Raw genomic sequence first — 17596 nt, 5'->3', positions numbered from 1 at the left:
CTGATATGACCATGCTTCACGACGACACCGATTCCGAAAAGAAGGCGTGCATTCTCGCCACGGCGGAGCGCCTGTTTCGCGAGATCGGTTATCTCAAGACCACGGTTGCCGACATCGCCAAGACGCTGAAAATGTCTCCGGCGAACATCTATCGCTTCTTCGATTCCAAGAAGGCGATCCATGAGGGCGTCGCGCGCCGGCTGATGAACGAGGTCGAGACCGAAGCGGAAGCCATCGCCGCCAAGACGACTCACCCAGCCGTGCGGCTACGCGAGTTGCTGTCCACTGTCAGCCGCATGAACGCCGAGCGCTTCGTCGGCGATGCCAAGATCCACGAGATGGTTGCCATCGCGATGGAGGAGAGCTGGGAGGTCTGTGAAGCCCATATCCAGCGGATCACCATGGCGATCGCTTCGGTTATCGCAGAAGGCGCCAAAATGGGCGTGTTCAAGGTCACCGACATCGAACTGGCGGCCTTGAGCACCTGCACCGCGATGCTCCGTTTCTTTCATCCGCAGATGATCGAGCAATGCGCCAAGAAGCCGGGGCCAACCCTCGATCAAATGATAGACTTTATCCTCGCAGCGCATACCTTAAGTCCGCCTGGCACGATGCCGGGCAGCAACGGCGCGGGCAAAATCTCTCATGGCTGATTTCCACTATTACGAACCTTCCCAGGGCCACGGCCTCCGGCACGATCCCTTCAATGCCATCGTCGGTCCCCGGCCCATCGGCTGGATTTCATCGAAGGACGCCAAGGGACACGTCAACCTCGCGCCCTACAGCTTCTTCAATGCCTTCTGCTATGTGCCGCCGATCATCGGCTTTTCCTCGACCGGCTGGAAAGATAGCGTCGCCAATATCCAGGAGACCAAGGAGTTCACCTGGAATCTGGTGACCAAGCATGTCGCCGAGCAGATGAACATGACGTCGGCCACCGTGCCGCACGAGACCGACGAGTTCACGATTTCCGGGCTGACCAAGGTGGCGTCGCGCAAGGTCGACGTGCCGCGGGTCGGCGAAAGTCTGGTCTCGTTCGAGTGCAAACTGACGCAGATGATCCAGCTTCAGGGCGCCGATGGTAAAAAAGCCGACGCCTGGGTGACTTTCGGCGAGGTCGTCGCGGTCCATATCGACAAGAGCCTGATCAAGGACGGCGTCTATCAGACCGCCGAGGCCTATCCGATCCTGCGCGCGGGGCGAATGGGTGACTATGTCCAGGTCCGGCCTGACATGATGTTCGAGATGGTGCGGCCGCGGTAGCGGCATTTTGGCTCAAGTCTTGGTGATTTTTACAGTCTTGCCGATTGTTTGGGAGGCCGTCGCGGAACGTTGCGCCGCCGTGCAGGTTATTGAAACGTAGGTATTTTTGGGGGCTTTCGCTTCAAACGCGACACAACATCGAAGCTGGTTTTCAGCATTGCCGGCGCTAGAGTTGAGGCATGATCTAAACGAAATTCCCTCCCACGTTTCGGGATCATGCCGTAGCATTTCAGCCCCGTGGTTACGCTGGCCTTTCCACAAAAGGATCGTCCCATGAGCTTTTCCCTCCGCCGCGACCTCATCACCCGCCCGATCTTTGCGTGGGCGCACAAGGCCCTGCCGCCGATGTCCGATACCGAGCGCGAGGCGCTCGAAGCCGGTGATGTCTGGTGGGATGCCGATCTGTTCACCGGCAATCCCGACTGGTCGAAGCTCCTGGCCTTCGCTCCGGCAAAGCTCACCGATGAAGAGACGGCGTTCCTGAATGGTCCGGTCGAACAGCTCTGCGAGATGGTTGATGAGTGGAAGGTCAACTGGGAATGGCGCGACCTGCCGCCCGAAGTCTGGGAATTCATCAAGCGCAATAAATTCTTCGGCATGATCATCCCGAAGGAATATGGCGGCCTCGGTTTCTCGCCTTATGCGCATTCGGAAGTTGTGAGGAAAATCTCGTCGCGGTCGGTCACGGCCGCTGTCACGGTGATGGTGCCGAACTCGCTCGGACCGGGTGAACTCCTGATGCACTTCGGCACCAAGGAGCAGCGGGACAAATGGCTGCCCGGTCTTGCCGAAGGCCGCGAGATTCCCTGCTTCGGACTAACCAGCCCGGAAGCCGGCTCCGACGCCGCGTCGATGATCGATACCGGCGTCATCTGCAAGGGCACGTTCAACGGCAAGGAGACGCTGGGCCTGCGGCTGAACTGGCACAAGCGCTACATCACGCTTGGTCCGGTGGCGACGTTGCTCGGCCTGGCGTTCAAGGCTTACGATCCCGACCACTTGATCGGCAGCGAGGAAGAGCTCGGCATCACGGTTGCGCTGATTCCGACCGATCTGCCGGGCGTCAGTATCGGTCATCGCCATCTGCCGGCGATGCAGGTGTTCCAGAACGGCCCGAACTGGGGAAAAGACGTTTTCATACCGATGGACTTCATCATCGGCGGGCAGGAGCGCATCGGCCAGGGCTGGAAGATGCTGATGACGGCGCTGGCTGCGGGCCGCGGCATCTCGTTGCCGTCGCAATCGTCCGCAGGCGCGGCGTATTGCGCGCGCGCGACCGGCGCCTATGCGCGCATACGCGAGCAATTCCATGTGCCGATCGGAAAGTTCGAGGGCATTGAGGAGCCGCTGGCGCGCATCGCGGGCACGGCCTATCAGCTCGACGCCGCGCGGCGGCTGACCTGCGCCGCGCTCAATCAGGGCATTCATCCGGCGGTGGTGTCCGGCATCATGAAGCTGCACGCCACCGAGCGCCTGCGCATCACGGTCGACGACGCGATGGACATTCACGGCGGCAAGGCCGTGATCGATGGCCCGCAGAATTACATGGGCAATCTCTACCGCTCGGTGCCGGTCGCCATCACGGTGGAAGGCGCGAACATCCTGACGCGTAACCTGATCGTGTTCGGGCAAGGATCGGTTCGCGCGCATCCCTATCTGCTGAGCGAAATGAACGCCATCGGTGAAGCGGACCAGAAGAAGGGTCTGGCAGATTTCGATACGTCATTCTGGAAGCATGTCGGCCACGCCATTACCAACACTTTCCGCGCGTGGGGCCGAAGCTGGACCGGCGGCGCGTTCGCGCCTGCGCCCGACGCGGGTGCCGCCACCGGCTACTATCGCCAGCTCTCGCGTTATTCCGCGGCCTTCGCGCTGTGCTCCGACATGGCTCTGCTGACGCTGGGCGGCGCGCTGAAACGCAAGGAAATGCTGTCCGCGCGGCTAGGCGACATTCTTTCCGAACTGTATCTGCTCTCGGCGGCGTTGAAGCGCTGGGAGGATGAGGGTCGTCAGGAGGCCGATTTCCCGGCCCTTGAATGGGTGATGGCCAACGGCATTCGCACGATTGAAAATAGACTGGCCGAAGTGATGGCCAACATGCCGAATCGCTTCGTGGGCGTAATCCTGAAGTTTCTGATTCAGCCGCTTGGCGCCAATCCGCTCGGTCCGTCGGACAAGGTGGTGCATCGCTGCGCGCAATTGATCCTCGCGCCGGGTGCGGTGCGCGACCGGCTGACCGAGGGACTTTATCATGCCAATGACGACGGTCCGCTGGCGCGGCTTGAGAAGGCGTTCCTGCTGGTCACCGCCAATGAGGCGATTGAAAAAAAGATGCATACCGCAAAAATTCGCGATTGGAACGAAGCTGTGAAAAAAGGCGTCATCACCGCCGACGAAGGCGCAAAGCTCAAGGCTGCGCATGACGCGGTCGGGCTGGTGATCGAGGTCGATGACTTTGCGCCGGAAGCGCTGTCGCCGATCTACAGGAAGCGGCAAGATCTCAAGCAGACGTCGCCGGACAGGGCGGCAAGCTGATGGCGCGTCCGGTTTATATCGTTGACGGCGCACGTACGCCGTTCCTGAAAGCACAGGGCGGGCCGGGACCATTCACCCCGGTCGATCTTGCGGTTCAGGCCGGGCGGCCCTTGCTGGCGCGGCAACCTTTTGCTCCCAATGCGTTCGATCAGGTCATTCTCGGCTGCGTTAACGTCATCGCGGATGAGATGAATCCGGCGCGTGTCGCGGCACTGCGCCTCGGCATGGGCGAGCGGATGGTGGCGTTCACGGTGCAGATCAATTGCGGCTCCGGCATGCAGTCGATCGATACGGCCTATCGCACCATCGAGGCCGGCAAGGCGGATATGATTCTGGCGGGCGGCGCGGAGGCTTTGAGCTATGCGCCGCTGGTGTTTCCGCAATCGGGCGTGCGCTGGTTCGCGAAATTCGCGTCCGCGAAGGATTCGCTCTCGAAAGTGGCCGCGTTTCTGAAAGCGCGGCCTTCGTATTTCAAGCCGATTATCGGGCTTGAGCGCGGATTGACCGATCCGATCACCGATCTCAACATGGGGCAGACCGCCGAAGTGGTCGCGCATCTGATGGGCGTGACCCGTGAGCAGGCCGATGCCTATGCAGTGGAAAGCCATCGCAGGCTGGCGACCGCGCAGGCGCAGGGATTTCTGCAAGGCGAGGTCGAGATAGCTTTTGCGCGCGACGGTAAATTCTACGATCATGATGACGGTGTGCGGCCGGATTCGTCGATGGACAAGCTTGCCAGACTGAAGCCCGCCTTCGAGCGGCCATGGGGGCAGGTGACGCCGGGCAACTCATCGCAGATCACCGACGGAGCATGCTGGACCATTCTGGCATCGGAAGACGCCGTCAACAAATACGGCCTCAAGCCGAAGGCGATCATCGTCGACAGCCAGTGGGCGGGGCTCGATCCCGGCATCATGGGCTTCGGGCCGGTGCTGTCGTCAACCGAACTCCTGAAACGCAACAGGCTGAAGCTTCAGGACATCGAGACCTGGGAAATCAACGAGGCGTTCGCGTCGCAGCTGCTCGGCTGTCTCAAAGCATGGAACGATGACAGGTTCTGCCGCGAGGTGCTTGGCCTTGATGGTGCAGCCGGTCAGATCGATCAGACGAAACTCAATGTCGACGGCGGCGCGATCAGCCTCGGCCATCCGGTCGGCACCAGCGGCAACCGCATCGTGCTGCATCTCGTGAACGCGATGAAGCGGCTCGGAACCAAGCGCGGCATCGCCACCGAATGCATTGGCGGCGGCCTCGGCGGCGCCATGCTGATAGAGACAGTGTAAGGGAACGGACATGGACTCACGCATCATGGATGTTCTTGAAGCGCGCGTGCTCGAACTCGGGCCGGATCCGGCCGCGGGACCCTACAGGAATTTCAAGCTGACGCGCGACGGCGACGGCATTGCCTGGCTGCTGTTTGACCGCGAGGGCACCAGCGCCAACACGCTGTCCGCGAGCGTTCTCGAAGAATTTGAGACCGTCATCGCCGCTCTGGAAAGCGAGCGCCCTGCGGGCGTGGTCATCCGTTCCGCGAAATCCTCCGGGTTCATCGCAGGGGCAGACGTCAACGAGTTTCGCGGCGTGACCGATCCCCGCGAGGTCGAAACCCAGATGGCGCGCGCGCATGCGGTGGTGGACCGGCTGGAAGCACTGAAGGTTCCGAGCGTCGCGGTGATCCACGGTTTCTGTCTCGGCGGCGGGCTGGAAGTGGCGCTGGCGTGCAACACGCGCATTGCCATCGACAATGCGCGTTTCGGATTTCCCGAGATAATGCTCGGCCTGCATCCGGGCCTTGGAGGCACCGCGCGCTTCACGCATCTCGTCAGCCCGCTTGAGGCGATGACGATGATGCTCACCGGCAAAACCATCGACGCGCGCAAGGCGAAATCGCTGGGCCTGGTCGATGCCGTGACGCAGGAGCGGCATGTCCGCAATGCCGTGAAGGACGCGATCTTCGGGCGGCTTCGGCCTCACAGGCAGGGCCTGCTCGCGAAGGCGATGAACCTCGGTCCAGTCCGCGGCCTGCTCGCTAACCGCATGCGCGGCGAGGCGGCGAAGACCGCGCCGAAGGAACATTATCCCGCGCCGTATGCGCTGGTCGATCTGTGGGAAAAGCACGGCGGCGACCGCAAGGCGATGCTCTCTGCGGAGAAGACCTCGTTCGCCGACTTGATGGTGACGCCGACGGCGCAAAACCTGATCCGTGTGTTCTTCCTGCGCGAGCAGATGAAAAAACTCGCCGGCGGCAAGAACACCATAAAGCACGTTCATGTCATCGGTGCGGGTGCGATGGGCGGCGACATCGCAGCCTGGTGCGCCCATCAGGGGTTGCGCGTGACGCTGGCCGACATGAAGGCGGAACCGATTGCCGGCGCGATCAAGCGCGCGTCGGAGCTGTTCGGCAAGATCATCCGCAAGAAGACCGATCTGCGCGATGCACTTGACCGGCTGATTCCGGATATGAACGGAGAGGGCGTTCGCAACGCCGATCTCATTATCGAGGCTGTGCCGGAGAAACTTGAACTCAAGCAGAAGGTCTATGCCGGGCTTGAGCCGATCATGAAGCCGGGCGCGATCCTTGCCACCAACACGTCCAGCATCCCGCTTCAGGATCTGCGCACCACGCTGAAGAATCCCGAGCGACTACTCGGCCTGCACTTCTTCAATCCGGTCTCGCGCCTGCAACTGGTCGAGGTGGTCAGCCACGACACTGTCGATCCACAGGCGCTGGTGATCGCACTGAAGTTCGTCGGCGCGATCGACCGCCTGCCGCTGCCGGTGAAAAGCTCGCCGGGCTTCCTCGTCAACCGCGCGCTCACGCCGTACATGCTGGAAGCAATGGTGATGCTGGACGAGAAGGTGGACAAGGCTGTCATCGACGCCGCCGCCGAGAAGTTCGGCATGCCGATGGGGCCGATCGAACTGGCGGATCAGGTCGGGCTCGATATCTGTCTCGCGGTTGGCGACATGCTGCGTTCGAAATTCGGTGAAAAGGCATTGCCCGCCGCGCCGGACTGGCTGCGCGACAAGGTCAAGAAGGGTGAGCTTGGCCGAAAGACCGGCAAGGGCTTTTACGAGTGGAAGGACGGCAAGGCGGTGAAAGTGCCGTCGCCGGTTCAGCCCACCGAGGAAATGATCGACCGTCTCATCCTGCCGATGTCCAATGTCTGCGTCGCCTGCCTGCGCGAAGGCATTGTCGATAACGCCGACGTGGTGGATGGTGCGATGATCTTCGGCACAGGCTATGCACCGTTCCGCGGTGGCCCGCTGAATTATGCGCGCACCCGCGGTGCTGCGAATGTCGCGGCCGCGCTGAGTGCGCTGGAAGCGAAGTTCGGCGAGCGCTTTAAACCCGACGCCGGGTGGGATACGTTCGCCTGATCCATCCTTCTCATTTGATGTATATTTGACGGATATCATCGATGGCAGAAACGCACGCCGCGCCCGCACCCGCCGCGCCAGAGGGCGAGTTGTCGATCCGCACGCTGGCGATGCCGGCCGACACCAACCAGAACGGCGATATTTTCGGCGGCTGGCTCCTGAGCCAGATGGATCTGGCTGGCAGCATTTTTGCCTACAAGACCACGCAAAGCCGAAACGTTACTGTCGCCATCGAGGCGATGACGTTTCGCAAGCCGGTCTATGTCGGCGATGTGGTATCGGTCTACGGATCGTTGGTTCGTGTCGGCAGAACCTCGATCACGGTGCACGTCGCGGCGTGGGTGCAGCGGCGCAACGAATCGGAATTGATTCTGGTGACCGACGGGAACTACACCTACGTCGCTGTGGACGACGACGGTCATCCACAGGCGATCCGGCAGGATTCACCTTCCATCAAGGCCTGATTCGCCTTAATCGTTAACACGTCTAGCCGACTTTTCGCGCAGACGGTGTTTGCACTGGCTCTTTCGTTCGCCGTTGCGGTGCTGTGCGATGGTCTCATTGCTATTTTGCAGCAGTGCGGCCGATCATCTTCCAGACTCAACATGCCGGTTATAAAACTGTCGTGCGAAGCGCCTACAGGTGCGGCGGGCTGCTCATGGGAGAGCCAGTGTGCGTCTGTTTTCGAGTCATTTCGGATGGAAATCCGATCTGAAGCACTGGCCCGAGATGTGCATAGCAATCGGGGAGGCGAGTGATGTGTTGGACAGCTTTCGGCTGAAACCTTTTCAGCCCTTCTGAGTTATCGCGCGTGAGGAACCCTCAAGACGGGGCACGGATAAGAAACATGTCAGACACCTACATCATCGAAGTCAGTTCGGAAGCTGCAGGCATCGTCGTTCGCGAGAAATCGGGTTTTCGTTTCTTCGCAGCGGTACACAAGTACAATCCGCTCGACGGCCGTGTTTTCAAGAACGCGCGCGAGGCTGAGCGCGCCGCCACGAGATTTCTGGCCGGGCAACTGGACCCGGTTCCCGCATAAGCCCTTCATCCAAAGAAGAGGCCGGGATCGCCCCCGGCCTTTTTGATTTCAGACTAATCGCGTGGCTTATTCCGCCGCTGCCTGACGCCCGAGCACCGGATAGTCGGTGTAGCCCTTGGCATCGCCGCCATAGAACGTCGCTTTGTCGAAATCGTTCAGCGGCGCGCCGAGCTTGAGGCGCTCCACAAGGTCGGGATTCGAAATGAACGGCTTGCCGAACGCGATCAGGTCGGCCTTGTTCTTCTCCAGCACCTCGGTGGCCAGCTTGAAGTCATAGCCGTTGTTGGCGATGTAGGCGCCGCTGAAGCGCTTGCGCAGGCTGTCATAGTCGAACGGCGCGATGTCGCGCGGGCCGCCGGTCGCGCCTTCGATGACATGGATGTAGACCAGCTTCAGCGCGTTGAGCTGATCGACGATGTGATCGAACAACGGCTGCGGATTGCTGTCGGAAATGTCGTTGGCGGGGGTCACCGGCGAAATGCGGATGCCGGTGCGGTCAGCGCCAGCTTCAGCCGCGACAGCTTTGGAAACTTCCAGCATCAGCCGTGCTCGGTTCTCGATCGAACCACCGTAGGCATCGGTGCGTTTGTTGGCGCCATCCTTGGCGAATTGGTCGAGCAGGTAGCCGTTCGCGCCATGGATTTCGACGCCGTCGAAGCCAGCCTCCAAGGCATTGGCAGATGCGCGCTTGAAGCGATCGATGATGCCGGGAATTTCGTTAAGGTCGAGTACGCGTGGCTCGGACACATCGGCGAAGGTGCCGCCGACGAAGGTTTTGCTCTTGGCGCGGACTGCGGATGGGGCGACTGGCGCTCCATCATTCTCCTGCAACGTGGTGTGGGAAATACGTCCGACATGCCAGAGCTGGATGTAGATGTGCCCGCCGCGCTCATGAACGCGGTCGGTGACCTTGCGCCAGCCCGCGACCTGTTCCTTGGAGTAGATGCCAGGTGTGTCCTGATAGCCCTGGCCCTGCTGCGAGACCTGGCTCGCTTCGGTGATGAGCAGCCCGGCCGAAGCGCGCTGCCCGTAATAGTCGATGGCGAGAGGATTGGGCACGAAGCCTGCGACGGCGCGATTGCGCGTCAGCGGAGCCATGACGGCGCGATTGGTCAGCGTGACGGCGCCGAGCTTGTAAGGGTCGAAAAGTTTGGAAGCGGACATGGTTTGCTTTCCTGAGGCGATTTCAATGCAGATGCATGTAAGGGTCGCGCTTCTGAAAACGCAAGTCACAGCCGATTGAAAAGTGCCGATTCAGCCGTACCGAATGGCAGGCATGTTTCCTGACCGAAAATAGTGCTTCCGCATTTACGCAGAAGGATTCATTCGACGTCAGGAGATGATGCAGCATGGTGATCTCCCAACTGGTCGTCGGGAAGCCGAAAGGCACTGTCGGCGCCATTTTGCGCGGCAATTGGCGTTGGAATCAGATCTCGCCGAGGAAATCTCGCTTCCCCAGTTCGACGCCGTTGTGACGCAGGATGTCGTACGCTGTGGTGGCGTGAAAATAGAAACTCGGCAGGGCGAAATTGCTCAAATACCGCTGGCCGCTGAGGGTCACGGGTTGCCCGGCTCCAACGTCGACGGTGACGTTTCGTGTTTCCGCACCGTCGAATTGGGAGCGTTTGAATGCTCTCACATACGCGATGGCGTTCCCGATGCGTTGCTTCAACTCGGCGAAGGTCGTTTCGGTGTCGGCAGTGATCGGAATTTCAACCTGTGCGAGACGTGCGCAGGCTCGCCCCGCCAGATCGCATGCGTGCTGGATCTGGAGGGTGAGCGGAAACATGTCGGGAAACAGCCGCGCGCCAAGCAGGACGTCCGGCTGAATTCTTCTGGCCTTCGCGTGCGCTTCGGCCTTGTCGAGAACCGCGGAAAGACTGGTCAGGGTCTGGACAAACGCCGGCACTGACGAATCGAACAACGACATGAAGATGCCTTTCCGGGCGTATGAAACGCGCTAACGCTTACGCGACGCCGAGGAAGTCGCGTTTGCCGAGCTCGACGCCCTTGTGACGCAAAATGTCGTAGGCCGTGGTGCAATGGAAAAAGAACTGCGGCATCGCCGAGTGATTGAGGAACTGCTGGCCGGTCAGGGTCATGGTCTTACCGGGACCAACCGGAAACGTGATCTCGCGTTTTTCGGCACCTTCATACTTGTCTGCCGGCAGCGCCTCGATGTTCGCCAGAACCTTTTTGATCCGCGCCTGCAATTCCGCGAAGGTGGTCTCGGTGTCGGCCATCACCGGCAGTTCGGTCTGCGTGAAACGTGCGCAAGCCTTGCCGGAGAAATCGCATGCAAGCTGAACCTGCTTCGTCAGCGGGTACATCGTCGGGTGCAACCGCGCCTCAAGCAGGTCGTTTGGCGCGATCTTGTTCGCGGCGGCGTGGGCCTCGGCCTTTGTGAGAATGGCGGAAAGTGCGTTCAATGTGCGGATGAAGACAGGAGCTGAGCCGTCGTAGAATGAGATGGACACGTTGGGCGACCTTTCAGGGAAAATCTTGCCGTGAAGTCAGGCTAGCCCGATGTAGATGTTCTCCGTGGCCTTACAAGGCACTGACCGGTGACAATCAGCCGGGGCCGCCACGCATGCGCGCCAGCAGTTCGGCGGTCGGCCATGAATCGGCGGGCAGGCCGTACTTCGCCTGCATGGTTTTGATCGCGATGCGGCTTTGCTGGCCGAGAATGCCGTCGATCTTGCCGACGTTGTAGCCTTGCCGCGCGAGCAGTTGCTGCAATTCCTTGATCTCGTTGAACGGCAATTGCGCCACCGGCGCTGCAGGCTTTCGCATCGGACCCGCGCCTGCGATGCGGGTAGCAAGATAGCCGGCCGTGGTCGAATAGATCAGCGAGTTATTCCATTCGGTATAGGCGGCGAAATTCGGATAGGCGAGGAATGCCGGCCCAAGGCGGCCCATCGGCAGCAGCACCGAGGCGGCCAGGTCATCCTTCGGCAGCGGACGTCCGTCGGCATAGGTCACGCCCCACGCAGCCCATTTTGAGCGCGGATGTTTGATAGTCAAATCGGCCTGATCCCACGGAAGATTTGCGGGCACGCGGATTTCCTGCAGCCAAGGCTCGCCGCGTCGCCACTTCAATCCGTTCGCGATGTAGTTCGCGGTCGAGCCGATCACGTCGGGCGCGCTGCGCAGCATGTTGCGGTGGCCGTCGCCATCGTAGTCCACGGCGTAATCGAAGTAATGACGCGGCAGAAATTGCGTCTGGCCGAGTTCACCGGCCCATGAGCCGATCATCTCGGAAGGTGAAAGATCACCGCGGTCGATGATCTTCAGGGCGGCGATGGTCTCCTGCCGGAACATCTCGGAACGACGGCAGTCATAGGCGAGCGACACCAGCGAGCGCAGCGTCGGCAGCTTGCCTTGCACTACGCCGAAGTCGCTTTCCAAAGCCCAGAACGCGGCGATCACCGCGGGCGGAATACCGTACTCCTTCTCGGCGCGCGCAAAGGCCTGAGCATGGGTCTGGATCAGCTGCTGCCCCTTCACCCTGCGCCCCTCGGTCGCCATGCGGCCGGCGAACTCGGTGAAAATCTGGCCGAAAACGCGCTGGCCCCTGTCGCGATTCACAATGCCCTGGTCGTACACCATGCCAGGGGAGGCGGCGGCAATCGCGCGTTGCGACACACCGGCAGCGATAGCGTCCTGTTTCAGTCGTGTCAGGAACTGATCGAAACTCTGCCCGCCGTGGCAGCGCGCGCCACTTTGGGCGAAGGCGGGGGAGGCGATCGATGTCACGGCGAGAATAAGAAACCAGAATCTGGAAAATTGCTTCAGCATAAACTCACCGCGTTGGCCGATTGGCGCAAAGTGATTTTCTTTGTCATGCCCGGGCTTGTCCCGGGCATCCACGCCTTACGTCAGTATCAAACAAGACGTGGATGGCCGGGACAAGCCCGGCCATGACGAAAATAATCGAGGTGCTCCGTTAGCCGACGACCTGCTGCGACATCAACTCGATACCAGATGCAAAAATGCCCGGCTTGAGGCCGGGCATTCTGTTTTTGTGATTGTGTCGAGCCGTTCGTTAGCCGAACTGGTTCATTGTGTTGTGGGCGCCGCCCGCCTTCAGTGCTGCTTCACCGGCGAAGTATTCCTTGTGGTCGTCGCCGATGTCGGAGCCGGCCATGTTCTGGTGCTTCGCGCAGGCGATACCCTGGCGGATTTCCGCACGCTGAACGTTCTTCACGTATCCCAGCATGCCCTGGTCGCCGAAATATTCCTTCGAGAGGTTATCGGTCGACAGCGCTGCCGTGTGATAGGTCGGCAACGTGATCAGGTGGTGGAAGATGCCGGCGCGCTTGGCCGAATCTGCCTGGAAGGTGCGGATGAGCTGGTCGGCTTCGATCGCCAGCGGCGTCTCGTCATACTCCACCTTCATCAGCTCGGCGCGGTTGTACTTGCTGACGTCCTTGCCGGCCGCCTTCCACTCGTCGAACACCTGCCAGCGGAAGTTCAGCGTCCAGTTGAACGACGGCGAGTTGTTGTAGGCTAGCTTCGCGTTCGGGATCACTTCGCGGACGCGATCGACCATTTCGGCGATCTGCGCGATGTTCGGCCGCTCGGTTTCGATCCACAGAAGGTCAGCGCCGTTCTGCAGCGAGGTGATGCTGTCGAGAACGCAGCGGTCGACGCCGGTGCCGGAGCGGAACTGATACAGGTTGCTCGGCAGACGCTTCGGACGCAGTAGCTTGCCGTTGCGGCTGATGATGACGTCGCCGTTGCCGATCTTGGACGCGTCAACTTCGTCGCAGTCGAGGAAGCTGTTGTACTGGTCGCCGAGGTCGCCCGGCTTGTGGCTGACAGCGATCTGCTGCGTGAGGCCTGCGCCGAGCGAGTCGGTGCGGGTCACGATAATGCCGTTGTCCACGCCCATTTCGAGGAATGCGTGGCGGCACGCACGGATCTTCGCGAGGAAGACTTCGTGCGGCACAGTCACCTTGCCGTCCTGATGGCCACACTGCTTTTCGTCGGACACCTGATTTTCGATCTGCAGGGCGCACGCGCCTGCTTCGATCATCTTCTTGGCGAGCAGATAGGTTGCTTCCGCATTGCCGAAGCCTGCGTCGATGTCGGCGATGACCGGCACGACGTGGGTCTGGAAGTTGTCGATCTTCGCGATCAGCGCGGTTTCCTTGGCCTTGTCGCCGGCCTTACGCGCAGCGTCGAGTTCGCGGAAGATATCGTTGAGCTCGCGCGAGTCGGCCTGACGCAGGAACGTGTAGAGTTCTTCGATCAGCGCCGGCACCGAGGTCTTCTCATGCATCGACTGATCCGGAAGCGGACCGAACTCCGAGCGCAGCGCTGCGATCATCCAGCCCGACAGGTAGAGGTAGCGTCGGTCGGTCTTGCCACCGAAATGCTTCTTGATCGAGATCAGCTTCTGCTGGGCGATGAAGCCGTGCCAGCAACCCAGCGACTGTGTGTACTTGGTGGGATCCGCGTCATAGGCAGCCATATCCGCGCGCATCACGTCAGCGGTGTAGCGGGCGACGTCCAGACCGGTCTTGAAACGGTTCTGCAGGCGCATGCGGGCGACGGCTTCGGCGGTCACGCCGTTCCACGTGCCCTTGTCCTTGAGCAGGGTTTCCGCCGCAGCGATTTCGCTCTGGTAGGAAGCCGGGCCCTGAATTGCTTGGTCGGTAAGTCCGCGCGATTGGTAATTCATGGTTGTGATCCCTTGTGAAGTTACCAATGTTTCAACGCATTGCCCGGCCAACCGCTAGAGGCTTTGAAGATAGCTTGTCAGACTTTACAAACTTTAATTGTAATGCTGTAATTATTTTACAATTTGGCTAGTTTGGCAGGATGACCGCCCATGGCGACATCGACAATCCGCTCGGTTTTTATGGGGCCGCGGCTGCGGCGGCTGCGGCGTGACCTGGGACTGACGCAGGCCGATATGGCGGCCGATCTGGATATATCCGCGCCTTACGTGGCGCTTCTGGAGCGCAATCAGCGGCCGGTGACGGCGGATATGCTGCTGCGCCTCGCCCGCACATACAAGATCGATCTCGCGGATCTGGCGGGTGACGGCGGTGCCGATCATACGGCCCGTATGCAGGCGGTTCTCAAGGAACCGATGTTCGCCGACATCGATATCCCACCGCTTGAAATCAGCGATATCGCAATCGGCTATCCGGGACTGGCAGAGGCATTCCTGCGGCTCTATACGGCCTACCGCGAAGAACAGCTCGCGCTGGCAGAAGGCGCTAAATCGCTTTCGAGCCGGGGCGGTCTGGACGTCAACGATCCGGTTGCGGAAGTCCGGCGGTTTCTGGCTGCCCGCCGAAATAACTTCGCGGATCTCGACGACGCGGCCGAGCGTATTTTGCACGGCCCTGCGGATACGGGCTGGTTTATCGAAAGGCTAAGCAGTCGTCATAATCTTCGCGTTCGCCATCTGCCGCCCGATGTCATGCTCGGCTCTGTCAGGCGGCTGGACCGTCACCGCAAGGAAATCCTGTTTGACGACTCGCTCGACACCGCGAGCTTCAACTTCCAGTTGGCGCAGCAACTTGCCTATCTCGAATTTGAAGACGAGATGAGTACAGCGTTGAAAGCCGGCCAGTTCTCCACCAAGAGCGGCGAACTCTTGGCGCACCGGTCGCTTGCGAGTTACGCCGCCGCGGCGCTTATCATGCCGTATTCGGCGTTCGCGAAAGCAGCGGAGACGCGTCGTTATGATGTTGAGGCGCTGGCGCGTCAGTTCGGAACGAGCTTCGAACAAACCGCGCATCGCATCACGACGTTGCAGAGACCGGGTTCGGAAAAAGTCCCGTTCTTCTTGATCCGTGTCGATCCGGCCGGCAATATTTCGAAACTGCTCGACGGCGCGGGCTTTCCCTTTGCAAAACATGGTGGAGCCTGTCCGCTGTGGTCGGTTCACGGCGCCTTCAAAACGCCGCGTCAGATCGTGACGCAGTGGCTGGAATTGCCTGACGGTCAGCGGTTTTTTTCCATTGCCCGCACAGTCACCGCCGGTGGGGGCTCGTTCGGCGCCGTGCGCGTGGAGCGTGCCATTGCGATAGGCTGCGCCGCTGAACACGCCGGAAAGCTGATCTATACCAGTGATGAAACCGGGCCTCGCGCCGATGCGCCAACGCCGATTGGCGTCGCATGCCGCGTCTGCCATCGTCCGACATGCGCGGCGCGATCTGAACTTCCGATCGGCCGTGAACTGCTTCCCGACGACTACCGGCGGCTCAGCGTTCCGTTCGGGTTCTCGTCCGATTGATTGATTATTGCAGAATTTGCATTACAAACGGCGTCGACGTGACTAGATATAGTCCAGGATCAATACACGACACGAAGGCGCACGCGGCTGAAATGCCGAGCATGAACCGGGAAGTGGATTGATTTTCCGAAACGATCATGTTCACAGAACAGTCTATTGCACTTCAAGCTAACTGACGGAGACTCAAATGAGCGGCAGCAATTTCTGGGTGATTGGCGGAGAGTTCGGCTCGATGAACTTCCACAAACTCGTGGAAGGCTCGGCTCAGGTCCAGGGTCCGTTCAAGACCCGCAAGGAGGCCGAGGATGCCTGGCGTGTCGTCTCCGAAGAAAACCGCCATCGCGCGGGCGTGCGTTTCTCCATTGTGGAAGAACCGCACCGTACCAGCAGCACCTGATAGCTCCCGGGCGGGGTTCGTCGCCCGCCCCATTTTACGGCCTTGTTCCGCATGGGAACGGGGCCGTTTTTTCATTTTGGGACATGAACAACGCCGCGAACTGAGCCACGAAAGCGCCTGGGACCTTTGCGGGGAACAGGGTTACTGATAGATTAAACGGGTCAAAACAAAGCTATCGAACCCGAGGTTTTCAGATCATGGCGGAACAGAGCGCCCCGAACGATTTGGCCGGCAAACCGAGCCCGGTTCGGTTGCGCGACGCGCTGCGGAAAGCCCGAATCGAAGCCGCGGACCGGACCGGGGTCGTGGTGGATCTGCGTGACGCAGAGGTCGCCCGGCTCGAGATTCTGCACGAGGCGCTCGATTCGCTGTTCTCCGAAATTCCGCCGGGGGTCGATCTGTTCGACCGCGGCATCAGTCAGGGCGACACGCCGCGGCTGTGGATCGACGCCGTGGCGCATATTGCGATGGGCCGCGACAAGCGCATCTATCGCTTCACGCAGGACACCCGGTTCGGCCGTATCGTGATCGCCGAATCGCACGACATCCCGGTGATGGTCGATGCGGTGACCGACTATATCGCGCGCCGCCTGATCGAACGCGAGCACGCGATGGTGGTGACGCCGGCCCAGGCGACAGCACCAGCACCGGTTTCAGCCGCTGCGGTCTCCACGATTGCGCCCGCGAAACGCCGCAACGCTGTGTGGACATTCGCGTTCGGATTCGCGGCGGGCCTAGCCGCGCTGTTCGGCTTCGCGCTCGTGATGGCGCTGCGCGGAATTTAAATCAGCCGTTCATCCTTGATCTCGCCGAGCATCATGCCGTCGGCAAATCCGCGCACGCGATGATCGCAGCGCCATGCGCCATCGGCGCGTTCAATTGAAAACAGATTGTAGGCGGCGGGATGATTGTGCCCGTGCGCCATCGCTGATGCGGACGGGACGCCGATAGCCGGAATGCGCCCACGTGGTCCGTCGAGCCAGACCGTGGCATGGCGATGGTCGTGGCCGTGCAAAATCAGATCGACGCCGTAACGTGCGATCAGATCCAGCAGTTCATCAGAATCGCGCAGCCGCGCCGCCCATCGCCCGGGCGACGTCCTCGGCGGGTGATGGATCATCAGCACGCGAAACAGCTTCTCGGTTGCCAGTTGCTGCAGCAGTTTTTCAAGATCGCCGCGCTGCTGCTGGCCGAGCCGCCCGGTTGCCATGAAGGGCGCGGTCGGAATAGCAGTCGACACGCCGATCAGCGCCAGCGGGCCGCGGCGGCGCAGATAGGGAAACGCGGCATCGCTGTTTGCCGCGATACCGTCGCCGCGAAAGTAATCCGCCCACGAATACGGGAAATGCTCGCGGATACCGCGCACATAGGCGTCGTGGTTGCCCGGCACCAGCGAGACATCCTCGGGCGCGCCGACGCTCTCGAGCCATCTGCGGGCTTCGGTGAATTCCAGTGGCAGCGCGATGTTGACGAGGTCGCCGGTGACCGCGATGTGATCGGGCCGCTGGGCCTGCATGTCGGCGACGAGTTCGCCGAGCACGTCGCGGCGATGGATCATGTGCCGCTTGCGCTGCCAGTTGAGATAACCGATGGCGCGCTTGCCCGCGAGTTCGCGCAGGCGCGGCCGCGGCATCGGGCCGAGATGCGGATCGGACAGATGCGCGAGCACGAATGACGTCATTGCAACGTGACCGTTACAGGCTGAAATGCTATCACGCTCCAG

Annotated in this window: 16 protein-coding genes; 10 read left to right on the top strand and 6 right to left on the bottom strand. The window is 60.8% G+C overall.

Annotated features, from left to right (window positions below; genetic code table 11):
- Positions 1 to 5 precede the first annotated feature (5 nt).
- The 7 genes from HNQ36_RS18750 to HNQ36_RS18720 all read left to right on the top strand — a co-directional run bounded on the left by HNQ36_RS18750 (position 6) and on the right by HNQ36_RS18720 (position 8221).
- A complete protein-coding gene (locus HNQ36_RS18750; protein ID WP_184087478.1) occupies positions 6 to 653 on the top strand; it encodes a TetR/AcrR family transcriptional regulator in 648 nt (215 codons plus the stop codon).
- Entirely contained in the window at positions 646 to 1263 is a 618-nt protein-coding gene (locus tag HNQ36_RS18745; protein ID WP_184087476.1) for a flavin reductase family protein, read from the top strand. The genes HNQ36_RS18750 and HNQ36_RS18745 overlap by 8 nt, the downstream gene beginning before the upstream one ends.
- Positions 1264 to 1536: 273 nt before the next feature.
- Entirely contained in the window at positions 1537 to 3798 is a 2262-nt protein-coding gene (locus tag HNQ36_RS18740; protein WP_184087474.1) for an acyl-CoA dehydrogenase, read from the top strand.
- The gene (locus HNQ36_RS18735) at positions 3798 to 5081 is read left to right on the top strand and encodes an acetyl-CoA C-acetyltransferase (protein ID WP_184087472.1); all 1284 of its coding nucleotides are present in this window, start codon (positions 3798 to 3800) and stop codon (positions 5079 to 5081) included. The genes HNQ36_RS18740 and HNQ36_RS18735 overlap by 1 nt, the downstream gene beginning before the upstream one ends.
- A gap of 10 nt (positions 5082 to 5091) precedes the next feature.
- Positions 5092 to 7179, top strand: coding sequence for a 3-hydroxyacyl-CoA dehydrogenase NAD-binding domain-containing protein (locus HNQ36_RS18730; protein WP_184087470.1), 2088 nt, complete (start codon positions 5092 to 5094; stop codon positions 7177 to 7179).
- 41 nt (positions 7180 to 7220) lie between these two features.
- Positions 7221 to 7643 carry an acyl-CoA thioesterase gene (locus HNQ36_RS18725; protein WP_184087468.1) on the top strand — a complete coding sequence of 141 codons (423 nt, stop codon included), beginning with the start codon at positions 7221 to 7223 and terminating at the stop codon, positions 7641 to 7643.
- A gap of 383 nt (positions 7644 to 8026) precedes the next feature.
- Entirely contained in the window at positions 8027 to 8221 is a 195-nt protein-coding gene (locus tag HNQ36_RS18720) for a hypothetical protein (protein ID WP_184087466.1), read from the top strand.
- 66 nt (positions 8222 to 8287) lie between these two features.
- Here HNQ36_RS18720 and HNQ36_RS18715 read toward each other — a convergent pair whose 3' ends face one another.
- The 5 genes from HNQ36_RS18715 to HNQ36_RS18695 form a co-directional block, all read right to left on the bottom strand.
- A complete protein-coding gene (locus tag HNQ36_RS18715; RefSeq protein WP_184087464.1) occupies positions 8288 to 9385 on the bottom strand; it encodes an alkene reductase in 1098 nt (365 codons plus the stop codon).
- A 262-nt stretch (positions 9386 to 9647) separates the two neighbouring features.
- The gene (locus tag HNQ36_RS18710) at positions 9648 to 10151 is read right to left on the bottom strand and encodes a DUF1993 domain-containing protein (RefSeq protein ID WP_184087462.1); all 504 of its coding nucleotides are present in this window, start codon (positions 10149 to 10151) and stop codon (positions 9648 to 9650) included.
- Positions 10152 to 10188: 37 nt separating this feature from the next.
- Positions 10189 to 10692 carry a DUF1993 family protein gene (locus tag HNQ36_RS18705; RefSeq protein WP_184087792.1) on the bottom strand — a complete coding sequence of 168 codons (504 nt, stop codon included), beginning with the start codon at positions 10690 to 10692 and terminating at the stop codon, positions 10189 to 10191.
- Between the two features lie 100 nt (positions 10693 to 10792).
- The gene (locus tag HNQ36_RS18700; RefSeq protein ID WP_184087460.1) at positions 10793 to 12019 is read right to left on the bottom strand and encodes a lytic murein transglycosylase; all 1227 of its coding nucleotides are present in this window, start codon (positions 12017 to 12019) and stop codon (positions 10793 to 10795) included.
- A gap of 247 nt (positions 12020 to 12266) precedes the next feature.
- On the bottom strand, positions 12267 to 13907 hold the full coding sequence (locus HNQ36_RS18695) for an isocitrate lyase (protein WP_184087458.1): 1641 nt from the start codon (positions 13905 to 13907) through the stop codon (positions 12267 to 12269).
- A gap of 150 nt (positions 13908 to 14057) precedes the next feature.
- Here HNQ36_RS18695 and HNQ36_RS18690 point away from each other — a divergent pair, with 150 nt between their 5' ends.
- From HNQ36_RS18690 to HNQ36_RS18680, 3 genes are all read left to right on the top strand, one after another.
- A complete protein-coding gene (locus HNQ36_RS18690; RefSeq protein WP_184087456.1) occupies positions 14058 to 15476 on the top strand; it encodes a helix-turn-helix domain-containing protein in 1419 nt (472 codons plus the stop codon).
- Positions 15477 to 15663: 187 nt separating this feature from the next.
- Positions 15664 to 15873, top strand: a complete 210-nt coding sequence (locus tag HNQ36_RS18685) for a DUF4170 domain-containing protein (protein WP_019198688.1) — start codon at positions 15664 to 15666, stop codon at positions 15871 to 15873.
- 197 nt (positions 15874 to 16070) lie between these two features.
- Complete coding sequence (locus HNQ36_RS18680; RefSeq protein ID WP_184087454.1) at positions 16071 to 16658, top strand: hypothetical protein; 588 nt, start codon at positions 16071 to 16073, stop codon at positions 16656 to 16658.
- Here the strand turns inward: HNQ36_RS18680 and HNQ36_RS18675 are convergent.
- Positions 16655 to 17554: a metallophosphoesterase family protein gene (locus tag HNQ36_RS18675; protein ID WP_184087452.1), complete on the bottom strand. Its 900-nt coding sequence runs from the start codon at positions 17552 to 17554 to the stop codon at positions 16655 to 16657. The two genes, HNQ36_RS18680 and HNQ36_RS18675, sit on opposite strands and share 4 nt — an antisense overlap.
- Between the last annotated feature and the right edge of the window lie 42 nt (positions 17555 to 17596).

It is taken from the genome of Afipia massiliensis, from assembly GCF_014203115.1.
In the GTDB taxonomy this organism is placed as follows: Bacteria; Pseudomonadota; Alphaproteobacteria; order Rhizobiales; family Xanthobacteraceae; genus Afipia; species Afipia massiliensis.
This window is presented reverse-complemented; position numbering and strand designations above follow the sequence as displayed.

What these genes read in the sequence shown, in the direction of transcription:
- HNQ36_RS18695 (WP_184087458.1), bottom strand. Translation starts at nt 13,907, where the DNA reads ATGAATTACCAATCGCGCGGACTTACCGACCAAGCAATTCAGGGCCCG.
- HNQ36_RS18740 (WP_184087474.1), top strand. Translation starts at nt 1,537, where the DNA reads ATGAGCTTTTCCCTCCGCCGCGACCTCATCACCCGCCCGATCTTTGCG.
- HNQ36_RS18710 (WP_184087462.1), bottom strand. Translation starts at nt 10,151, where the DNA reads ATGTCGTTGTTCGATTCGTCAGTGCCGGCGTTTGTCCAGACCCTGACC.
- HNQ36_RS18745 (WP_184087476.1), top strand. Translation starts at nt 646, where the DNA reads ATGGCTGATTTCCACTATTACGAACCTTCCCAGGGCCACGGCCTCCGG.
- HNQ36_RS18720 (WP_184087466.1), top strand. Translation starts at nt 8,027, where the DNA reads ATGTCAGACACCTACATCATCGAAGTCAGTTCGGAAGCTGCAGGCATC.
- HNQ36_RS18730 (WP_184087470.1), top strand. Translation starts at nt 5,092, where the DNA reads ATGGACTCACGCATCATGGATGTTCTTGAAGCGCGCGTGCTCGAACTC.
- HNQ36_RS18715 (WP_184087464.1), bottom strand. Translation starts at nt 9,385, where the DNA reads ATGTCCGCTTCCAAACTTTTCGACCCTTACAAGCTCGGCGCCGTCACG.
- HNQ36_RS18735 (WP_184087472.1), top strand. Translation starts at nt 3,798, where the DNA reads ATGGCGCGTCCGGTTTATATCGTTGACGGCGCACGTACGCCGTTCCTG.
- HNQ36_RS18700 (WP_184087460.1), bottom strand. Translation starts at nt 12,019, where the DNA reads ATGCTGAAGCAATTTTCCAGATTCTGGTTTCTTATTCTCGCCGTGACA.
- HNQ36_RS18685 (WP_019198688.1), top strand. Translation starts at nt 15,664, where the DNA reads ATGAGCGGCAGCAATTTCTGGGTGATTGGCGGAGAGTTCGGCTCGATG.
- HNQ36_RS18750 (WP_184087478.1), top strand. Translation starts at nt 6, where the DNA reads ATGACCATGCTTCACGACGACACCGATTCCGAAAAGAAGGCGTGCATT.
- HNQ36_RS18680 (WP_184087454.1), top strand. Translation starts at nt 16,071, where the DNA reads ATGGCGGAACAGAGCGCCCCGAACGATTTGGCCGGCAAACCGAGCCCG.
- HNQ36_RS18725 (WP_184087468.1), top strand. Translation starts at nt 7,221, where the DNA reads ATGGCAGAAACGCACGCCGCGCCCGCACCCGCCGCGCCAGAGGGCGAG.
- HNQ36_RS18675 (WP_184087452.1), bottom strand. Translation starts at nt 17,554, where the DNA reads ATGACGTCATTCGTGCTCGCGCATCTGTCCGATCCGCATCTCGGCCCG.
- HNQ36_RS18690 (WP_184087456.1), top strand. Translation starts at nt 14,058, where the DNA reads ATGGCGACATCGACAATCCGCTCGGTTTTTATGGGGCCGCGGCTGCGG.